The 18328-nt window shown below is 35.7% G+C and carries 15 protein-coding genes; 2 read left to right on the forward strand and 13 right to left on the reverse strand.

The window, feature by feature from the left end:
• Positions 1-247: 247 nt before the first annotated feature.
• Together CLOCL_RS11765 and CLOCL_RS11770 are read left to right on the forward strand one after the other, a co-directional pair.
• The gene (locus CLOCL_RS11765; protein WP_014255560.1) at positions 248-988 is read left to right on the forward strand and encodes a hypothetical protein; all 741 of its coding nucleotides are present in this window, start codon (positions 248-250) and stop codon (positions 986-988) included.
• A gap of 157 nt (positions 989-1145) precedes the next feature.
• Positions 1146-2840, forward strand: coding sequence for a vWA domain-containing protein (locus CLOCL_RS11770; RefSeq protein ID WP_027621347.1), 1695 nt, complete (start codon positions 1146-1148; stop codon positions 2838-2840).
• A 351-nt stretch (positions 2841-3191) separates the two neighbouring features.
• Here CLOCL_RS11770 and CLOCL_RS11775 read toward each other — a convergent pair whose 3' ends face one another.
• From CLOCL_RS11775 to lgt, 13 genes are all read right to left on the reverse strand, one after another.
• Positions 3192-3560, reverse strand: coding sequence for a UDP-N-acetylglucosamine 1-carboxyvinyltransferase (locus CLOCL_RS11775; RefSeq protein ID WP_014255562.1), 369 nt, complete (start codon positions 3558-3560; stop codon positions 3192-3194).
• 413 nt (positions 3561-3973) lie between these two features.
• Complete coding sequence (murG, locus tag CLOCL_RS11780; RefSeq protein WP_014255563.1) at positions 3974-5071, reverse strand: undecaprenyldiphospho-muramoylpentapeptide beta-N-acetylglucosaminyltransferase; 1098 nt, start codon at positions 5069-5071, stop codon at positions 3974-3976.
• A gap of 12 nt (positions 5072-5083) precedes the next feature.
• Positions 5084-6193 carry a putative lipid II flippase FtsW gene (gene ftsW, locus CLOCL_RS11785; protein ID WP_027621349.1) on the reverse strand — a complete coding sequence of 370 codons (1110 nt, stop codon included), beginning with the start codon at positions 6191-6193 and terminating at the stop codon, positions 5084-5086.
• A gap of 102 nt (positions 6194-6295) precedes the next feature.
• Positions 6296-7249 (reverse strand): phospho-N-acetylmuramoyl-pentapeptide-transferase, encoded by a 954-nt coding sequence (gene mraY, locus CLOCL_RS11790; protein ID WP_041715701.1) that lies wholly within the window; start codon positions 7247-7249, stop codon positions 6296-6298.
• Positions 7250-7362: 113 nt separating this feature from the next.
• Positions 7363-8745, reverse strand: a complete 1383-nt coding sequence (locus CLOCL_RS11795; RefSeq protein WP_014255566.1) for a UDP-N-acetylmuramoyl-tripeptide--D-alanyl-D-alanine ligase — start codon at positions 8743-8745, stop codon at positions 7363-7365.
• A gap of 50 nt (positions 8746-8795) precedes the next feature.
• Positions 8796-10250, reverse strand: a complete 1455-nt coding sequence (locus CLOCL_RS11800) for a UDP-N-acetylmuramoyl-L-alanyl-D-glutamate--2,6-diaminopimelate ligase (protein WP_014255567.1) — start codon at positions 10248-10250, stop codon at positions 8796-8798.
• Positions 10251-10331: 81 nt separating this feature from the next.
• Positions 10332-12524, reverse strand: a complete 2193-nt coding sequence (locus CLOCL_RS11805) for a PASTA domain-containing penicillin-binding protein (protein WP_014255568.1) — start codon at positions 12522-12524, stop codon at positions 10332-10334.
• Between the two features lie 351 nt (positions 12525-12875).
• On the reverse strand, positions 12876-13367 hold the full coding sequence (locus CLOCL_RS11810; protein WP_014255569.1) for an FtsB/FtsL family cell division protein: 492 nt from the start codon (positions 13365-13367) through the stop codon (positions 12876-12878).
• Positions 13368-13919: 552 nt separating this feature from the next.
• A complete protein-coding gene (rsmH, locus tag CLOCL_RS11815) occupies positions 13920-14861 on the reverse strand; it encodes a 16S rRNA (cytosine(1402)-N(4))-methyltransferase RsmH (RefSeq protein ID WP_014255570.1) in 942 nt (313 codons plus the stop codon).
• A 62-nt stretch (positions 14862-14923) separates the two neighbouring features.
• A complete protein-coding gene (gene mraZ / locus CLOCL_RS11820; protein ID WP_014255571.1) occupies positions 14924-15355 on the reverse strand; it encodes a division/cell wall cluster transcriptional repressor MraZ in 432 nt (143 codons plus the stop codon).
• Between the two features lie 197 nt (positions 15356-15552).
• Positions 15553-16686 carry a rod shape-determining protein RodA gene (gene rodA, locus CLOCL_RS11825; RefSeq protein ID WP_014255572.1) on the reverse strand — a complete coding sequence of 378 codons (1134 nt, stop codon included), beginning with the start codon at positions 16684-16686 and terminating at the stop codon, positions 15553-15555.
• A gap of 287 nt (positions 16687-16973) precedes the next feature.
• The gene (locus CLOCL_RS11830; RefSeq protein ID WP_014255573.1) at positions 16974-17156 is read right to left on the reverse strand and encodes a Spo0E family sporulation regulatory protein-aspartic acid phosphatase; all 183 of its coding nucleotides are present in this window, start codon (positions 17154-17156) and stop codon (positions 16974-16976) included.
• 187 nt (positions 17157-17343) lie between these two features.
• Entirely contained in the window at positions 17344-18327 is a 984-nt protein-coding gene (gene lgt / locus CLOCL_RS11835; protein WP_014255574.1) for a prolipoprotein diacylglyceryl transferase, read from the reverse strand.
• Position 18328 lies beyond the last annotated feature (1 nt).

Raw genomic sequence — 18328 nt, forward strand, 5'->3', positions numbered from 1 at the left:
AAAAAATTAAATTTTGTATTATACTCTTCAATTAATTTTTTTTACATCTTAAAATTTTTCATACTTTCCCTTAAAATATAATTAATATTAACAATTGACCCATTTAATGATATACTAAATTTAGTTAATGCTTAAAGACTTTTAGTTTCTATTCCGTTGCCATTAGTATTTGTATTATGCAGAGAAGCAGGCTTTGGAAAATTAATTTAAACTATATAGTATTCTAGAACTCAGGAGTGTATTTATTGTGGATGCAAAAAACATATTAAAGATTGCCGGTTTAAACATTGGAATTGCATTATTCAACATTATCCTTTTCTCTCCGGGCTTAATGAACATCCGGTTTGATACTTCAGATGCATTAGGCACTGCATTAGGATGTACTGCCATATTTTTAAGTTTGTCTTTTTTCATCTATGGAAACTACAAACTTCTAACCCAAAAGGTTTCCACCGTAAGAATAGATGAAATAAATAATTATGAAGACTGTATTGCAGCCCTTAATCAATCCTATGGAAAAAAAACTTTCGATAATAATATTACGACAATAATAGAACAGGTGGAACACCTCAAAAAGAAGAAAAAAAAGATATTTGACCTACTCAGTCAAAAGTTTGATGTCATAGACGAAGTTTACGAAAAGTTTAAAACAACAATTTTTGATGTGGAATATGTTTTTTTTGCCAACATAAAAAGTATTTTAAACAAGATAAATGCTTTCGATGAGGAAGATTATGAAAGGATGCACAATCTTTTTGCTCAAAAGAAGTTTTCTACCGAAATTATTACTTCAAAAATGAATATATACAATGAATATATCTCTTTTGTAAAAAATGCAATAGAAGACAATGAAGAAATACTTCTGAAACTTGATGCACTATTACTTGAAATTTCCAAATTTGATACTCTTGAAATAGGAGAAATTGATAATATGAAAGAAATCAAAGAAATGGACGAATTAATCAGAAAATCCAGATACTACAGATAGGCTTTACAGTTCGTTGAATAATTCTATAATATAAATTTATCAAAAATTAAAGATTGCAATTTCTAAAGCAAAAGCAATATTTTTCCAAATGAAATCGGTATTCATGTTTAGTTTCGGCAGTTTTGCTTGAAGATTCTTAATTGAAAGGATGGTCATAATGTCAACAAACAAAAATTTCAAAACCGTATTGACTCTGGTTGGAATAGCACTTATTTTATTTGGTGTTATTTACGGCGGCATTTCCCTGACAAAAAATATGGGTAAAAGCCAAAAAGTAATATCTGTTGAAAAAGCTGAGGAAAAATTAGAGAAACTTTACAAAAATATAACCGTAAATACGGTTGAAGCCAGAAAAGGATATGTGAATATTTCTCCTCCTGACCTCAAAGAAACTCTTCCGGACATTTCGAAATATCCTCCACAGGTTGAAGCTACCACCGACATTTTTATAGAAATCTTTTCTTCCACTGAAAAATCCGGAGAAAAGAAAGACGGATGGTTGCTTGATGTGGCCAGAGACTTTAACAAAGCCAATATACAGGTTAATGGTGTACCGGTTTCTGTAAGAATAAGAGGTATAGCATCGGGCTTGGCGACAGACTACATAACTTCCGGCAAGTACCTTCCTGATGCCTTTACACCTTCCAATGAGCTTTGGGGTGAAATGATCAAAGCAAGCGGTGTGGAAATCAACCTTGTCGAAAAGCGTCTTGCCGGCAATGTTGCTGGAATTCTTCTTTCCAAAAGTAAACATAATGAACTGCTAAAAAAATACGGAACTATCAACTTAAAAACCATTACTGAAGCTGTAGCGGCAAATGAAATAGCAATGGGCTATACAAACCCCTTTGCCAGCTCTACCGGAATGAATTTTCTAGTTTCCACCTTAAGTACTTTTGATAGCAAAGATATATTGAGCGAAAAAGCCATTGAGGGTTTTGAAAAATTTCAGACAAATATACCTTTCGTAGCATACACTACTTTACAAATGAGAGAATCTGCCCAATCGGGAGTTCTTGACGGGTTTGTTTTGGAATACCAAACTTTCGAAAATTTACCCGAACTTAAAAAGGATTATATATTTACTCCTTTTGGAGTACGACATGACAGTCCAATGTACTCCATCGGTTATTTGCCCGAAATTAAAAAGGATATACTCAATAAATTTATAGAGTTTTGCAAATCTTCAAAATATCAACAACTTGCTTCTGATTACGGTTTTAACAAATATGACGAATATACCCCTGAAATGGGGCAAATAGATGGTGAATCCATAACAAAAGCCCAAAAATTGTGGAAAGAAAAGAAAGACATTAACAATGATATAGTGGCTGTTTTTGTTGCCGATGTATCGGGAAGTATGGCAGGTCAGCCGCTTATGAGGCTGAAACAATCCCTTATAAACGGCTCAACATTTATCAGTCCTGATGCTTCTATAGGACTTGTGTCATATTCCACTGATGTCAATATAAATCTTCCCATTGCAAAATTTGACTTAAATCAAAGGTCTCTTTTTACAGGTGCCGTAGATGCCTTGTCCGCAAACGGAAATACCGCCACCTTTGATGCAATTATTGTGGCCACTAAAATGCTTTTGGAGGAAAAAGCTAAGAACCCCAATGCCAAGTTAATGCTGTTTGTATTAAGCGACGGTAAGACAAATGCCGGGCACTCCCTGAACGATATCAGAAGCGTGATGGAGGCTTTTGCAATTCCCATTTATACTATCGGATATAATGCAAATTTAGAAGAACTGGAAGTCTTATCTCAAATAAACGAAGCAGCAAGTATTAATGCCGATACGGAAGATGTTGTATATCAATTGGGAAGTTTGTTTAATGCCCAAATGTAATAAAAAATATTCCTTACTTTTAAAAATGAGGTATAACCAATTGGTTGTACCTCATTTTCATTTCAATACTGCACCTTCACCAAAATAACTGCTCATAAACTTACCTCTTTTTGATGATTTTCAAATTCTTTCTTACTTTAGAACTGTTCCCCTTTCACTATAAGATTCGCAATTCTTGTTTTTATCTAAATTTGCTTCTTGCCTTTCTCGTCTTTTATTTTTTTGCACTCTCCAAAGCCTCTTCGTAATTCTCAAAAATTTTTCATAACTTTAATCTTCAATACATCGATCAATCGTTTCCATTAACTATACAAATAGCTTTTCAGCTTTAATGACCTCAATATTATTAGTTCAATGTGCCAATAAAAAAAAACACCCACCTGGGTAGCTAATAGTAACTTTTTTAAACCTCGACAGTATAGGACCCATAAAAATAATTGAAGATCTCATTTCCACTGCGAGATCTTCCGGTATATCAGTGCTGTTTATCGTTGAAGAATCTACGGTAACCGTATCCCCTTCAAAGCTAACTTTGCACCCGATTTTCTTCAAGATCTCCAGCATTATTTGAACATCACTTAACCTCGGACAATTCTTTATTCTGCTTACACCACCGTTTAAAACAGTAGCAGCCAGTATGGGCAATACAGCATTTTTAGCACCTTCAACCGTTATTTCGCCTTTCAGTTTCTGCCCGCCCGTAACAACCAGTTTACTCATATTTACACCTCCACACAAATCGGTGGCTATATCCTATTCAATTAATTTAAGTTGTGTATTATATTAATATCTTATGCTGGGTTTACAAAAGTGTTACTTTATTGACTTATTTCGGTAGACAATCTTTTTCAGCTTGATTTCACTTATTCTGTTTCATTGCCTGCTCTTTTTAAAACAACTTAACTTTTGAACAATAAAAGATAAAAAAAGCTTAAAATCCAATATAGCAGAATTCTTGAAATTAATGGGTCAGAAAGTCACAAAAAAATATGTAAATACTTAACAATTAATTTTTATAAATAAAATAAAAAACACTTTCCGTTAAATTAAAACCCAAATAAAAAATAAAAGGAAATCCTATCGGAATCTCCTCTCGCTTTTAATTATCCTATTCAAAATAACAAAGCATACTTTCAAACTTTAAGCAATTCCTCGATAATACCGTATATCTTTTCACTGGCATTTGTAATTCCCATCTTTTTTGAGTTTTCAGCCATACTCTTAAGCTTATTTCTATCCCTCAGCAAATTGCTTACCTGCTCATAAAAAATACTGTGATTTAGTTTTTTTTCCAATATAACAATAGCTGCCCCCTGCTTCTCGAGAGCTCTTGCATTGTACTCCTGGTGATTTGCCGTTACATAAGGTGAGGGTATCAGAATTGAAGGAACACCCAAAGCTGTCAATTCACTTAAAGTAATTGCCCCGGCTCTGCACACCACCAGATCCGCTGCCGCCATCACATCCGCCATATTATAGATATACGGAACCACCTTTATATATTGGGAATTAAAATTACCAAGCCTTTTAACTATTTTGTCATACTGAGCTTCTCCGGTAGCAAACAGCAAATGAAAATCCTTCTCGTCTTTATGTTGTGAAATAAACTCGCACACTGTGTTGTTTATCGGTTCCGCCCCCCGGCTGCCTCCAAAAACCACTACAAAGGTTTTATCTTTTTCAATCTGAAGTTTTTCTCTTGCCGCTTTCCTGTCTGTATTAAGCAGTTCACCACGTATTGGGTTCCCTGTGAAAACAACCTTTTTTTTGTTTTTGAAAAACTTTTCCGACTCCTTAAAGCTTATAGCTACCCTGTCAACAAATCGGGAAAGCAACTTATTTGTGACACCTGGAAAAGCATTCTGCTCATGTATCAATGTAGGTATTCCCATTCTTGCAGCATTAAAAACCACCGGGCCGCATACATACCCCCCGGTTCCGATAACTATATCGGGTTTAAACTGTTTTATTACACTTCTTGCCTCATGTAATCCTTGAAACAACTCTTTTATGGCTACTAAAGTATCAAGAGACAGTTTTCTTTTAAAACCTCTTACTTTTATAAGTTTAAGCTCAAAATTCTCTCTTGGAACCAGCTTAGTTTCAAGACCTTTTTGGGTTCCTACAAACAATATTTCACAATCGGGATTTTTACTTTTTATGTACTTTGCAATTGCAATTCCCGGGTTTATGTGTCCCGCTGTACCTCCCCCGCTGATTAAAACCTTCAAAACAATCTCACCTCAAATTCTATCATAGTTGGCATATCTCGAAATATTAAGAAGTATTCCTATTCCACTCATCAAAAATACCAGTGACGTTCCGCCATGGCTAAATAGAGGCAAAGGCATTCCCGTAACAGGCATTGAAGAAGTAACCACTGCAACATTTATAATAACCTGTATAGCTACAAGAGAAGTAATCCCTATAGCAACCAGACTGCCAAAAACATCGGGAGCATTCACTGCTATTTTTACACCTCTCCAAATAAACACAAGAAACAGCAAGAGAACAGCTACAACTCCAATAAATCCCATTTCTTCTGCCAGAATTGAAAAAATAAAATCGTTATACGGTTCCGGTATATAGAGAAACTTCTGCATACTCTTTCCCAATCCCCTGCCGAACAGTCCACCGGACCCTATGGCATATAGAGACTGAACAACCTGATAGCCATCGCCTTGCATGTCTTTAAAGGGATCAAGAAATGATACCAACCTTCTTAACCTATAAGGAGAAAAAATTATCAACGCTACCAAACCAGGTATCGCTGGAACCGCCAACAGCATAAAATGACTTATCTTAGCTCCTGCTGCAAACAGAATTATACAAGCCACACCAAATATAACAATAGTACTACTAAGGTGAGGCTCTAAAAGGAGAAGCACACCAAAAATTCCCAAAATCAAAAGGTAAGGTAAAAAGCCTTTAAAAAAGGAATTTAGTTCATTCTTTCTTTTGGAAAGGCTATAGGAAAAGAACAGTATAACAGATAACTTTGCTATTTCTGATGGTTGGAAATTCAAAGGTCCAATGTAGATCCATCTTCTTGCACCTTTTACTACCGTTCCGAATAAAAGCACAAATATAAGAAGTACAATACTTCCCACTAAAAAAACTGGAGACCACTTACCAAGTGTCCTATAGTCAATATTCATGGTAACAAACATTGCAAGAAAAGCCAAAGGCAAAAACATTAACTGTTTCTTTATAAAATAGTAAGTATCGCCCATATTATTACTAGCATGAGGTGCACCAGCACTGAAAACCATTATAGTCCCCAAACACAGCAGTATCAGCACTGTCATAAATAACAGAAAGTCAAAAGGTTTTTTCGATGTATTTGAAGCCATAACTTCCCCCTTTTTAGCCTTAAGCCATCTTTTCATTCGATATGACCGGCTAAAAAATTATTTTTATTATTATTAACAATATCAAATTAAGGTATTGTTATTCTAGTAGAACTTTATTCCAAGAGCCAACAAACTGACAATACTTAAAATCAATGTAATAGTCCAAAATACATATACAACTTTTACTTCCTTCCATCCTGAAAGCTCAAAGTGGTGATGTATCGGTGCCATCTTAAAAACTCTTTTTCCGGTAAGCTTGAAACTTGCCACCTGAATAATAACCGACAGTGCTTCAACAACGTATATTGCTCCCGCAACAAACAGTATCAAAGGCAATTTCATTACTATGGCAATCGCACCAACAGCTCCGCCAAGTGCCAATGAGCCCATATCGCCCATAAACACTTTTGCCGGATGAGCATTGTAAGCTAAAAATGCAAGGCAGCCTCCGGAAAGTATTGAACTGAAAATTTTTATGTACTCCCACTCACTTCTTGTCATGGCAACTACAGAAAAGAAAAGAGTTACAATAAGTGTGATACCTGCACATAAGCCGTCCAACCCATCGGTAATATTAACTGCATTTGTAGATGCAATAAGCACTAATACGGTAAAAGGTATAAAAAACCATGCCAAATCTATTGTCTTTTCCATCCCAAGTAAAGGAATTATTATATCAGTACCTATCCCTGACCTTGACACATAAAACGAAAAGACAACAGCTACGAGGAGAAGTCCCAACATCTTTTGGTTCCAGTAAAGTCCATCTTTTCTCTTTTTCACCACTTTAATAAAATCATCTATAAAGCCAACTAATCCAAAACCAATTGTGACCAGTGCAACGGGCAATATTTGTCTGTCATATCTGGCATAAAAAAGTGACAATACAATCATGGGAACTAAAAAAATAAATCCCCCCATGGTTGGTGTCCCTGTCTTTTTTAAATGGGACTGCGGCCCGTCATCTCTAACAGTCTGGCCAAACTTCAATTTGGTCAGAAATGGAATAAAAACAGGTCCCATAGCCAGTGTAAGAAAAAAACTCACTATAAACATCAACACATGTGCAGATATATTAAAAGGTAAATTGCTCAAATTTTATCTCCCCCCAATAAAAATTACCTGGGTAATTAATGTATATTTTATAAAGCCAAATAAACTTTACACTTCTACAACTCAGTTGTCAATAGATTAACTATTTCCTCCATTTTCATTCCCCGAGAACCCTTCACCACCAACACATCTCCCGGTTTGACAAAATCAATCAGAAATTTTCCGGCTTCAGCGTTGTCTTCAAAATGCAACACTCTATCCTTTTCCATTCCGGCTTCAATAGCACCTTCCAAAATATCCTTGCTCTTTTTCCCTACAGTAAAAATATAACTTACTTCTTTCATAGCAGCATATTTACCTATATCTCTATGAGCTTTTACAGATATATCGCCAAGTTCAAGCATATCGCCCAAAATCGCAATAGTTCTGTTATTACTGTTTGCAACATCCTTAAGTACATTTATTGCTACTTCCATAGATTGCGGACTTGCATTATAAGCATCATTTATAATCTTTATTCCATTTAAATCAATTATATTCAATCGCATCTTTCCGGGTAAAAACTCACCGATACCTTTTATAATATCCTCTACAGGAATATTTAACTCAACTCCTACAGCAATAGCTGCAAGGGCATTGTGCATATTATGTATACCCGGTGCAGGAACATGTACCTTGTAATCTTTATATCCGATAGTAATTTCAAAGCTTGTGCCCATTTCACCCTGGGAACTTATATTGTATGCTTGGTAATCCAGACCGTCTTCCATTCCGTAAAACACAGTTCTATGCTTAAGAAGACCTTTAAGACCGCTGAGTAAATTATCATCTCCATTTAGTATTACCAGACCATTGTCTTTTAATCCCTCTAAAATCTCCATTTTTGCTCTGAGAATATTCTGTCTCGATCCAAGCTTTTCTATATGGGATAATCCTATATTGGTTATAATGGCTATATCGGGCCTGACAATGGAAGTAAGCCGGCTTATCTCTCCAAGACCGCTCATTCCCATCTCAACCACAGCAGCTTCATGGTATGATTCCAGATTAAAAACAGTAAGCGGGACCCCTATTTCATTGTTGAAATTCCCTTGGGTTCTAAGTACATTATATTTCTGGCTCAAAACACTATATACCATGTCTTTTGTACTGGTCTTGCCCACACTGCCTGTAATTCCGACAAAGGGAATGTCAAACTTTTGTCTGTAGTAGGCAGCCAACTTTCTCAATGCCGCAAGGGTATCCTCCACTTTTATAACAATTTTACCGTCAACTCCGGACATATCCCTATGAGTTAAACAGCCGGCTGCACCCTTTTCAAAGGAAGACAAAATATAATCATGCCCGTCAAATTTTTCACCTACCAGCGGTATAAAGAAGTCTCCATTTTTCACTACTCTTGAATCGGTTGTAATATTTGAAAATTCAGCTTCCAAACTTCCGGAGAGCAGCTTTCCGTCTACTGCTTTTACTATTTCTTTACATTTTAATATCTCCATTGTTTTCCTCCACGATGCCTGTATTCAAAATACTTTTTATTTCTGTTACACTAAGCGTTCAAATTCATTTCTGCAAGTATTTCCCTTACAACTTCCCTTTCATCAAAGTGTATTGTTTTGTCGTTCAGCATTATGTAAGTCTCATGACCTTTTCCTGCAAGAACAATTATATCTTTGGGTTTAGCTATTTGCATGGCATACTTAATTGCTTCTCTTCTGTCTACAATTGTTATATATGCTGCATTAGTCTTTTTAATTCCTTCTTCTATATCTCTTATTATTGCAGAAGGGTCTTCAGTTCTCGGGTTATCCGAGGTAATTACGGTAAAATCCGCATATTTGCCCGATATTTCTCCCATAATGGGCCTCTTGGTTTTGTCCCTGTCTCCACCGCAGCCAAATACACTTATAACTCTTGCCGGTGCATAACCTTTTACTGTGGTAAGGATATTTTCCAGGCTGTCGGGAGAATGGGCATAGTCAATAATAATTGTATAATCGGTTCCTGTAGGAACTACCTCTGCTCTTCCCGGTACCGTTACATTTTTCAAACCTTCTTTAATATACTCGAGGGGAATTCCCATTAATGCACAGCTTCCAATAGCGGCAAGGGCATTGTATACGCTGAATTTACCGGGAATGTTTACATGTATTTCTCCGTTAAACCAAGGTGTGTGAACTTTGAATTCAACACTATCCTGTTTTTTTACAATATCAGTGGCTTTTATGTCGGCATCATTGTCAATGCCAAAGGTATATACCTCACACTCTGCGTTTTCCACCACCTGTCTCCCATATTCACTGTCAATATTTACAAGCCCCTTTTTACACATTTTAAACAATTTGATTTTAGCTGCCAAGTAGTTCTCAAAAGTTTTATGAAAATCCAAATGGTCCCTTGATAAATTGGTAAATACTCCTATATCAAATTCACTGCAGCTTACCCGGTGGAGTTCTAACGCATGGGAGGATACCTCCATTACTACACCGTCCACCTTCTTTTCCACCATTTCTCCAAAAAGTTCCTGGAGATCAAGGCTCTCGGGAGTAGTTCTGTCGGTCGGAAGGACTTCATCGCCTATTTTATTGCATATGGTTCCTATAAGTCCAGTCTTATGTCCATATACATCAAGTATGGATTTAATCATGTATGTGGTTGTTGTCTTCCCCTTTGTGCCTGTTACTCCCACCAGTTTGAACTTGCTTGAAGGATGGTTATAAAAAACGTCAGCAACACTTGCCAAAGCGTATCTTGTATCCTTAACTCTTACAACGGTTATACCTTCAGGTGCTTCAACTTCCCTTTGAACCAAAAGAGCTTTTGTACCGTTTTCTACTGCCTGAGGTATAAATTTATGTCCGTCTGCCTTGAAACCTTCAATGCACACAAAAAGCGAACCGTTTTTAGTTTTTCTTGAATCATAGGCAATACTATCAATTTCCAGGTCCAAATCTCCTGTCACATCAAGTATTTCTAAGTTTTTAATTAAGTCTTTCAGTTTCATTGAAAAATTCCTCCTATCCTGCCATATAAAAGTCAAAGGCTTTTAAATTTATCCTTTTGACTTTTACAATCATTATAAGTATCAATGCGTATCAAGATATCTGAATTCTACTTCAATTACACTGCCTACAGTCACTTCAGCACCGGCTTCTACGCTTTGAGCCATGGCGTTGCCTAAACCATTTACCTTTATATTAAGCCCTGCATCATTCAAAGCCCTGGTTGCCTCATCCACTGTCTTCATTGACAAATCCGGGACCTTGACCATTTTTTCAGTTTCCGGAGTATAAGTATATGTAATAACTACAGAGTTCTTAGCAATCTTTGCACCGGCTCTGGGTGTCTGCTGTTTGACAATGGCATCGTTAGCTTTATTATCTCCTTCTATCTTCCATTCAAGTCCTTTTTCTTTAAGAATTTTTTTAGCCTCTTCCACCGTCATATCTCTTATATCTGGAACTACAACTTCTTCAGCCATCATTTCCAGATCTTTTTCATTATATCTTCTTTCAACACCCAAATAATTTAACGTATCTTCTATTATTTTTCCTGCCACCGGTGCTGCTACAACACCACCGTAGTATGAATCTCCCGTTGGATTATCAAACGCCACAAGAACACATATTGCAGGATTGTCAGCAGGAGCAATTCCTGCAAAAGAAGCAATATATACACCTTTTTTTAATGTTTCTGAAGTACCGGTCTTTCCGGCAACCCTATATCCTTTTACATAGGCATTCCTTCCGGTTCCTTCCGATACAACCCCCTCCAATATATCCCTTAAAGTCTCGGAAGTTTTTTGAGATATAACATTTCTCACTACCTCAGGCTCAAATTTTTCAACTACGTTTCCGTCAGCATCCACCAGTTCTTTTACAATTCTCGGCTTCATAAGCTTACCGCCGTTTGCTATTGCACTATAAGCCGAAATAAGCTGTATGGGAGATATTTGGAATCTCTGTCCGAAAGAAGCAACAGCCATATCTATCTCAGTGAATTTGGGCTGAAATATACTGGTTGCTTCCCCGGGAAGTGAAATGCCAGTCTTGTCAAAAAAACCAAAAGCTCTCAGATATTTGTAAAATTTTTCTATTCCCAACCCCTGCGCAACCTTTACAAAGGCAGGGTTACACGAGTTATACACTGCTTCTCTAAAAGTTTCAACACCATGGGCATTAGGTTTCCAACAATTGATATTATGTCCGGATATATTAATGGTATGATCGCTTGTCATTGTGTCGGGAGTTACCACACCTTCTTCCAATCCGGCAGCCGTTGTTATGGCTTTAAAGGTTGAACCCGGTTCATAGGTATCCATAACACATTTATTTCTCCAAACGGTTCTGCTGAGTTTTTCCACTCCCTCTGCCGAATACCCGTTCCAGGTCTCCGGATTCTCTCCCGGAGGTGCTGATCTGGGATTATTCAAATCAAAATCCGGTTTGGAAACCATCGCTAGAATATCGCCGTTTCTTGGATCCATAACAATTGCTATGGCACCGTTTAAAACTTTATTGTCGCTAATGGCTTTATCCAAAGCGTTGGATGCTATGTACTGAATATTCTCATCAATAGTAAGTACAACATTGAGTCCGTCCTGCGGATTAATACGCTTCTCTTCCGAAAAAGATACATACCGTCCGCTTACATCGGTCTCGCTTAATATTTTCCCCGGTATCCCTTTAAGATACTTCTCCATTACTGCTTCTATTCCTGAAAGTCCCTGATTATCTGCACCGGTAAAACCTATAACATGGGCAGCCAAATTATTTTGAGGATAATACCTTTTGGTGTCCTCGTCTATATATATTCCTATTATACCTTCCTCTTTAATCCACTTTCTTATTTCATTTCCAACCTCTTTTTCCACCTGCTTTTTTATAATTTCATAACATGAATCCCTTTTTATCTTTTTCAGTACATCTTCTTTTTTAAGTTCAAGTATTTGTGCAAGTTTTTCGGCTATTTCTTCTTTTCTGCTTTCCTCCAGCTTTTCAAAGTCCTGCGGATTTACAACAATACGCTCAACAGTAGCACTTATGGCTAAAGGATTCATATTCCTGTCATAGATAGTCCCCCGCCTTGGAGTTATTTCCCTGTCGCGATTTTGTTGTTCATACGCCATTTTCTGATACCATTCACCTTTAACAATCTGTATCCATCCCACCCTAACGATAAGGGCAAATATGAGTACAGAAAAGCTCAGCATCAGAAATATAAGCCTTTTTTTCATTGTTACACTAGGACCTGCCACACTGTTCCCTCCAAAATACATTTATAAACAAAAAAATAATAATGCCTAATTATAAACTTACTGCGTCATAATTCTAATATAAACTCCAGTCTCTGTTTCAAGGCAAAATTCAAATAATTTATTTTTCAATACCTCAAAACAAAAACTTATGATTTATTTAAAATTAAGACGCAGTTTCATCTTCTTCTATTTTATTAACTTCATCAAATAGTTATAATACAATATTTAAATTTTATATTCAAATTTTTCATTCATGACTTTTTTATCGGCTAACCTTATATAAAACTAACGTTTTTGTCCCACTCTCCATAATGGAAAAATTTGCTTTTTATATACATGTAGTCACGTAACCGGTTATTTCATTTCAAAACATCAGTAAAGAAGCTCAGTAAACTTGTCTACCTTACTTAATATGGCTTTAAAAATATTATTGCTATTTTTATCCATTCCATTATTATTACTTGCGGCAGTAGTAAAATCACTTCTTGGAACCTTCACAAAGACACATTGGGATTTATCCGGTTTTTGCATTCCCAGATTCTCCTCTGCAAATTTTTGAATTTTCTGAAGGTCCAATTCTCTCTCTATCTTAACTCCCAATCGGGTATTTTCGTTCTTAATCTCATTCAACTCAATCATTTTTGAATTGATTTTATAGTTTAAATCGGTTATCAATGCATATCTATACATGACGAGGCCGGATAAAGCAAATAAAACCATAAAAGCAAATACAACTTTAACCTTTACCTTGTTATTTGCCCTTTGCTCTTTCTTTTGTCTCAAAACTTTATTTTCTTTATAGACATCATACTCCAGTTTTCTAACCGCTGTTCCCTGTATGTAGTTTTTATCCGTTTTTATCATTTGTATTCACCTCATCTGCATTTTATAACCCTTTACATAAAAAAGATTAATAGCCTCTTATTTTACCCGAAAGGTGAAATAAATCCGGGGACTTGCCCGATAAGGCACACTCTCCCGGAACTAACCTCAAACAGTTTCACTGCCAGATATAAATTGTGACAAGTCTTTCAGCATAACAATTTCTCTTTTTGAAATCGATAATAGTTTGTCTTTTGTAAATATGCTTTTGCTTTTCTCTTGTACTTTAAATTTTCATCTTTTGTAATTCGCTTGTTTTTCTTTTGTAATTTTAACTTTTTTCTTTTGTGTAATTTTACTTTAATTAATTTTTCTTTTGTACTTTTTTGAGTTTTTTCTTTTGTAGTTTTAATTTCTTATCTTTTGTGTTTTTGGCTTCTTATCTTTAGTTCGCCTTTACCTATAAATAAAAGCCAATTGTTCAATACTTTAAGGATTATTAAGTTTTTCTTTTGTAAATAAATATTTTATCCTTTGTGTTTAAAACTTTTAGCTTTTGTTTTATATATAAACCTGAATTGTAATCCAGGCTTTTTACATTTTTTTAAGCACCCTGAGCTTTGCACTTCTTGCTCTCGGATTAGCTTCTACTTCCTCTGCTTTGGGTTGTATTGGTTTTCTGTGTACTGCTTCCGCTGTCTTTTTCTTTCCGCATATACAAACCGGAAAGGAAGAAGGACATGTACACGGATTGATATATTTGTTAAACTCATTTTTTACTATTCTGTCCTCCAGAGAATGAAATGTAATTATACAAAACCTTCCTCCGGGTTTGAGCAGCTTCACACCATCCTCAATGGTTTTGGCAAGAACACCAAGTTCATCATTTACAGCTATCCTCAATGCCTGAAAAGTACGCTTTGCTGGATGAGGTCCTTCTCTTCTGGCTGAACTCGGTATAGCTGCCTTAATTATTTCAACCAATTCACCCGTTGTCTCAATTCTCTTTGTCTTTCTCCTCTCAGCTATAAAGTCTGCTATTCTGGATGCCCATTTTTCTTCTCCATACTCTTTTATTATTTTCTTTATTTCTTCTTTACTGTATTCATTAACAATAGTTTCTGCCGTTAATTTTTGTCTTCTGTCCATCCTCATATCCAATGGCGCATCTTTGTTATAACTAAAACCTCTTTCTCCTTCGTCCAGCTGATGTGAAGAAACTCCCAGATCCAAAAGAATTCCATCCACAGCTTCAATCCCATTTTGTTTACACACATCTTTAATGTTGATAAAGTTTGTATTTGCAAATATTAATGAGCCTTTTCCTTTTTGAGCCAGTAATCTTTTTTTGGATGTCTCCAGAGCAAACTCGTCCTGATCTATTCCTACCAAAATACCTTTTTCACTTAGTTTTTCATATATTCCTGAAGAATGTCCCGCACCTCCAAGGGTGCCGTCAACATATACTCCATCAGGTTTTATATCGAGATTTTCAATACATTCCTCAAAAAGTACCGGCTTATGCTCAAACTCCATTAAGTATTATCAACTCCAAAACAATTTTCTAAACTATTGTCTCATTCATTTCATTAAAAACACTATATTCCGAGCATTGCCATTTTCTCAGCAATATTATCCGGACTCATGTTTTCATCACTTGAGTAGTTTTCCCATTTAGCCTTGTCCCATATTTCCACTCTGGTGGATACTCCTATGATATAAACGTCTTTTTCTAATCCTGCATATTCTCTTAAATTTTGAGGTATTAATATTCTTCCCTGCTTGTCCGTTTCACATTCAGTAGCTCCTGCAAAGAAAAATCTTACAAATGCTCTGACATCCTTATCGGTGAAGGGAAGGGATTTAAGTTTGGCTTCGAGGTTACTCCATTCTTCCAGTGAATACACAAACAAACAATTATCAAGGCCTTTGGTTACAATAAACTTTTCACCAAGCCCATCCCTAAACTTGGATGGCATTATAACTCGACCTTTTACATCAATTGAATGCTGGTACTCACCGTAAAACAACTATTTCACCTCACATTTTGGTACCACCCACCACTTCACACCACTTTTCACCACTTCTAATTAAATTTTAGTCCAAATCACCGCAATAATCAAGATATATTTTTAATTTCCTAAAAAAAAACAAAAAAGATAGGACGTTTTTCCTATCTTTTTTGGGGCTAAAATATCAATATTTAACAGCATAATTCCCATTCTTTTTAGTCCGATGAATTGAAAATTTCTTTCTTTCGTCTCATCGATATGCTCAAAACTATTCCTACTGCCACATAACACGTCACCATATAACTGCCCCCTGCACTGACAAAAGGCAGCGGAATACCTGTAACAGGCAGCACTCCCACGCTCATACCGATATTCTCCATAGAATGAAAAGCCCACATTGCTGCAATTCCTGAAGCTACAAACATTCCGTAAGAATCACGGGATTTTCTTGCAATATATAAACACCTCATAAGTATAATACATATCAGCACAATCACAATTATGGCACCAATAAATCCTAATTCTTCCCCCACCACCGAGAAAATAAAATCCGATTCACTTACCGGCACACTTTGATTCTGTGTCTGAATACCTTTATAAAGTCCTTTTCCGTATATCTGTCCCGATCCTATAGCCAACTTCGATCTGATAACATTATATCCTGCATCCAGAGGATCAAGTTCAGGATTTAAAAACACCAATATTCTTTTTCTTCTATTGTCATTAAGCAGGAAAAACCATACAAACGGTGTGGACAGAAGAAAGGCTGTCGCCATTATGACAAGATATTTATATGCAATACCGCATATAAACACCAAAACAAAGAATATAAAAATAAATACCAGTGCAGTTCCGAAATCCTTCTGAAGAATAATAAGGCCAATGGGTATGGCAGAATAGATTAAAAACTTAAATATGTTGGCCTTCTTGTTCTTTTGATCGTCATATATCCTTTCCAAAAAGACGGAAGCAAGTAAAATGTATGTTATTTTTGCCAAATCTGCCGGCTGAAAAGTTATAAACCCCAAATCAATCCAGCTTCTGCTCCCCAATTGATCTCCTGTACCGGCAAAAAGCACATATACCAAAAGCCCTGTAGTAATATAGAAAAATATTCCCAGTGTTCTGTAATCTTTATAATCTATAAGGCTTATAATAATAGATACCACAATTCCAACTATAATTGCACCCACATGTACAATAATTATTCTCTTTCCGTTGTTCATCGGATTAACTGCGCTGCTTACAACAAAGGCGCCTACTATAGATAATATTATCACTGCCAGAAACAAAAGGTAATCGAACTTTTTAAAGAAGTTGAAATCTTTTGATTTTTCTAAAACGTACATATATTCACCTTCAAAGAATTTTATATTTGTCAGTCTAAGCTTATTGAAATAAATTAATTAAAAACTACTGCTAAAAGATCGAATAATCTCAAATTTAGCAGTAGTTAATACTTTCACTTAACAATATTATATTTTTACAAATATGTACTGTCAACCTACACCAATATTTAACAATATAATACTGCAATTACCCCTGGCAGCCTCTTAAAAAGAGCAATTAATATCAAAATCTGACTAAAAATTTATATTTTAATAAATTCGTTCCGAATTATAAAAAATCGTACCGATTATTTGGAGAAATGCCTAAATATCTTTTGCCTATGACTTTTATTTTTTAATACTTCATTATAATATTCGACTATTAATAAATCCAGTTCGACACTAGTTTTATATATTTTACTGTAATCGTCATCATTGTCTATCATTGAATTCAATTCGTACTGTAACTCTTGAATCTTCATTACATTCATTTTCCGCACCGCCGTTATCTTTAGTAAAATCTTTTTTTGACAAATTTAATGTCTTGTTTTAGAATATGCAGTTTCTTTTTGCTTTTCTATTATAAGAAATTACTAAATTTTAGTCAATAAACTATGAAAAATGTAACAAAAATGTAATGAAGTTCAAAAAGACACATTAATATGAAAGTAAAATTTCTCAATCATCTTCTTTTTTATTTTCAGTGCTCTCACTGTCATTGACTGTTTCCTGGCCAGAACTGTCAGTTTCGACACCTTCCGACTCCGAATCTTGATTTAATCGTTGAAGCAGATAGGAAAATTCACTTTCTCCGGAAGTTTCAGCTGCAAACTGCAATTTATTATATCTTATCCTTCTAATAGCAAAAATCAAACCAAATACAATAAGAAAAATAACTGACAGAAGTTGGGATACTCTGAACTTTCCTAACCACAAGCTGTCCAGTCTTAATCCTTCAATCCAAAATCTCCCTGCCCCATATCCTACCATATACAAGCAAAATACTTCGCCGTTCAGCTTCTTTCTCTTTGAAAACCATACCAGAAGCAAAAATACAACTAAATTCCACAGAGATTCATATAAAAAAGTCGGATGCACCGGAACATTCGGATCAACAGCATAACCCATATTGCTTAAATGCTGTAACTGGCTTTTTATTTCATTTCCTGTCATGCCCCACGGAAGGTTTGTATTTCCGCCAAATGCCTCTTGATTGGTAAAATTGCCCCATCTGCCTATAGCCTGAGCAAGAACAAAATAGGGGGCACCAAAGTCAACCAAATGCAAAGGATTTATTTTTTTAACTTTCGAAAATACAACTGCTACAATAGCAGCTGCAATCAAACCGCCATAAATGGCAAGTCCCCCGGTTCTTATGTTGATTATTTTCCAAAAATCTCCGTTAAATTCACTCCAATTAAATATTACATAATAAATCCTTGCCCCTATAACTGAAAGCGGAGCAGCAACCAAGACAAGATCAATTATATCATCCTGATTGATGCCCGCTTTTTTTGAATTTCTCATTGCAAGAACAACAGAAAGGAAAAAGGCAAAAGAAAGAATTATGCCATACCAATAAACCGACATCCCAAAAATATTAAATGCCTCTCTATTTATAGGAATTCTCAGTCCCAATTTAGGAAATTCTACATACCCCACC

Source organism: Acetivibrio clariflavus DSM 19732 (assembly GCF_000237085.1).
Classification (GTDB): domain Bacteria; phylum Bacillota; class Clostridia; order Acetivibrionales; family Acetivibrionaceae; genus Acetivibrio; species Acetivibrio clariflavus.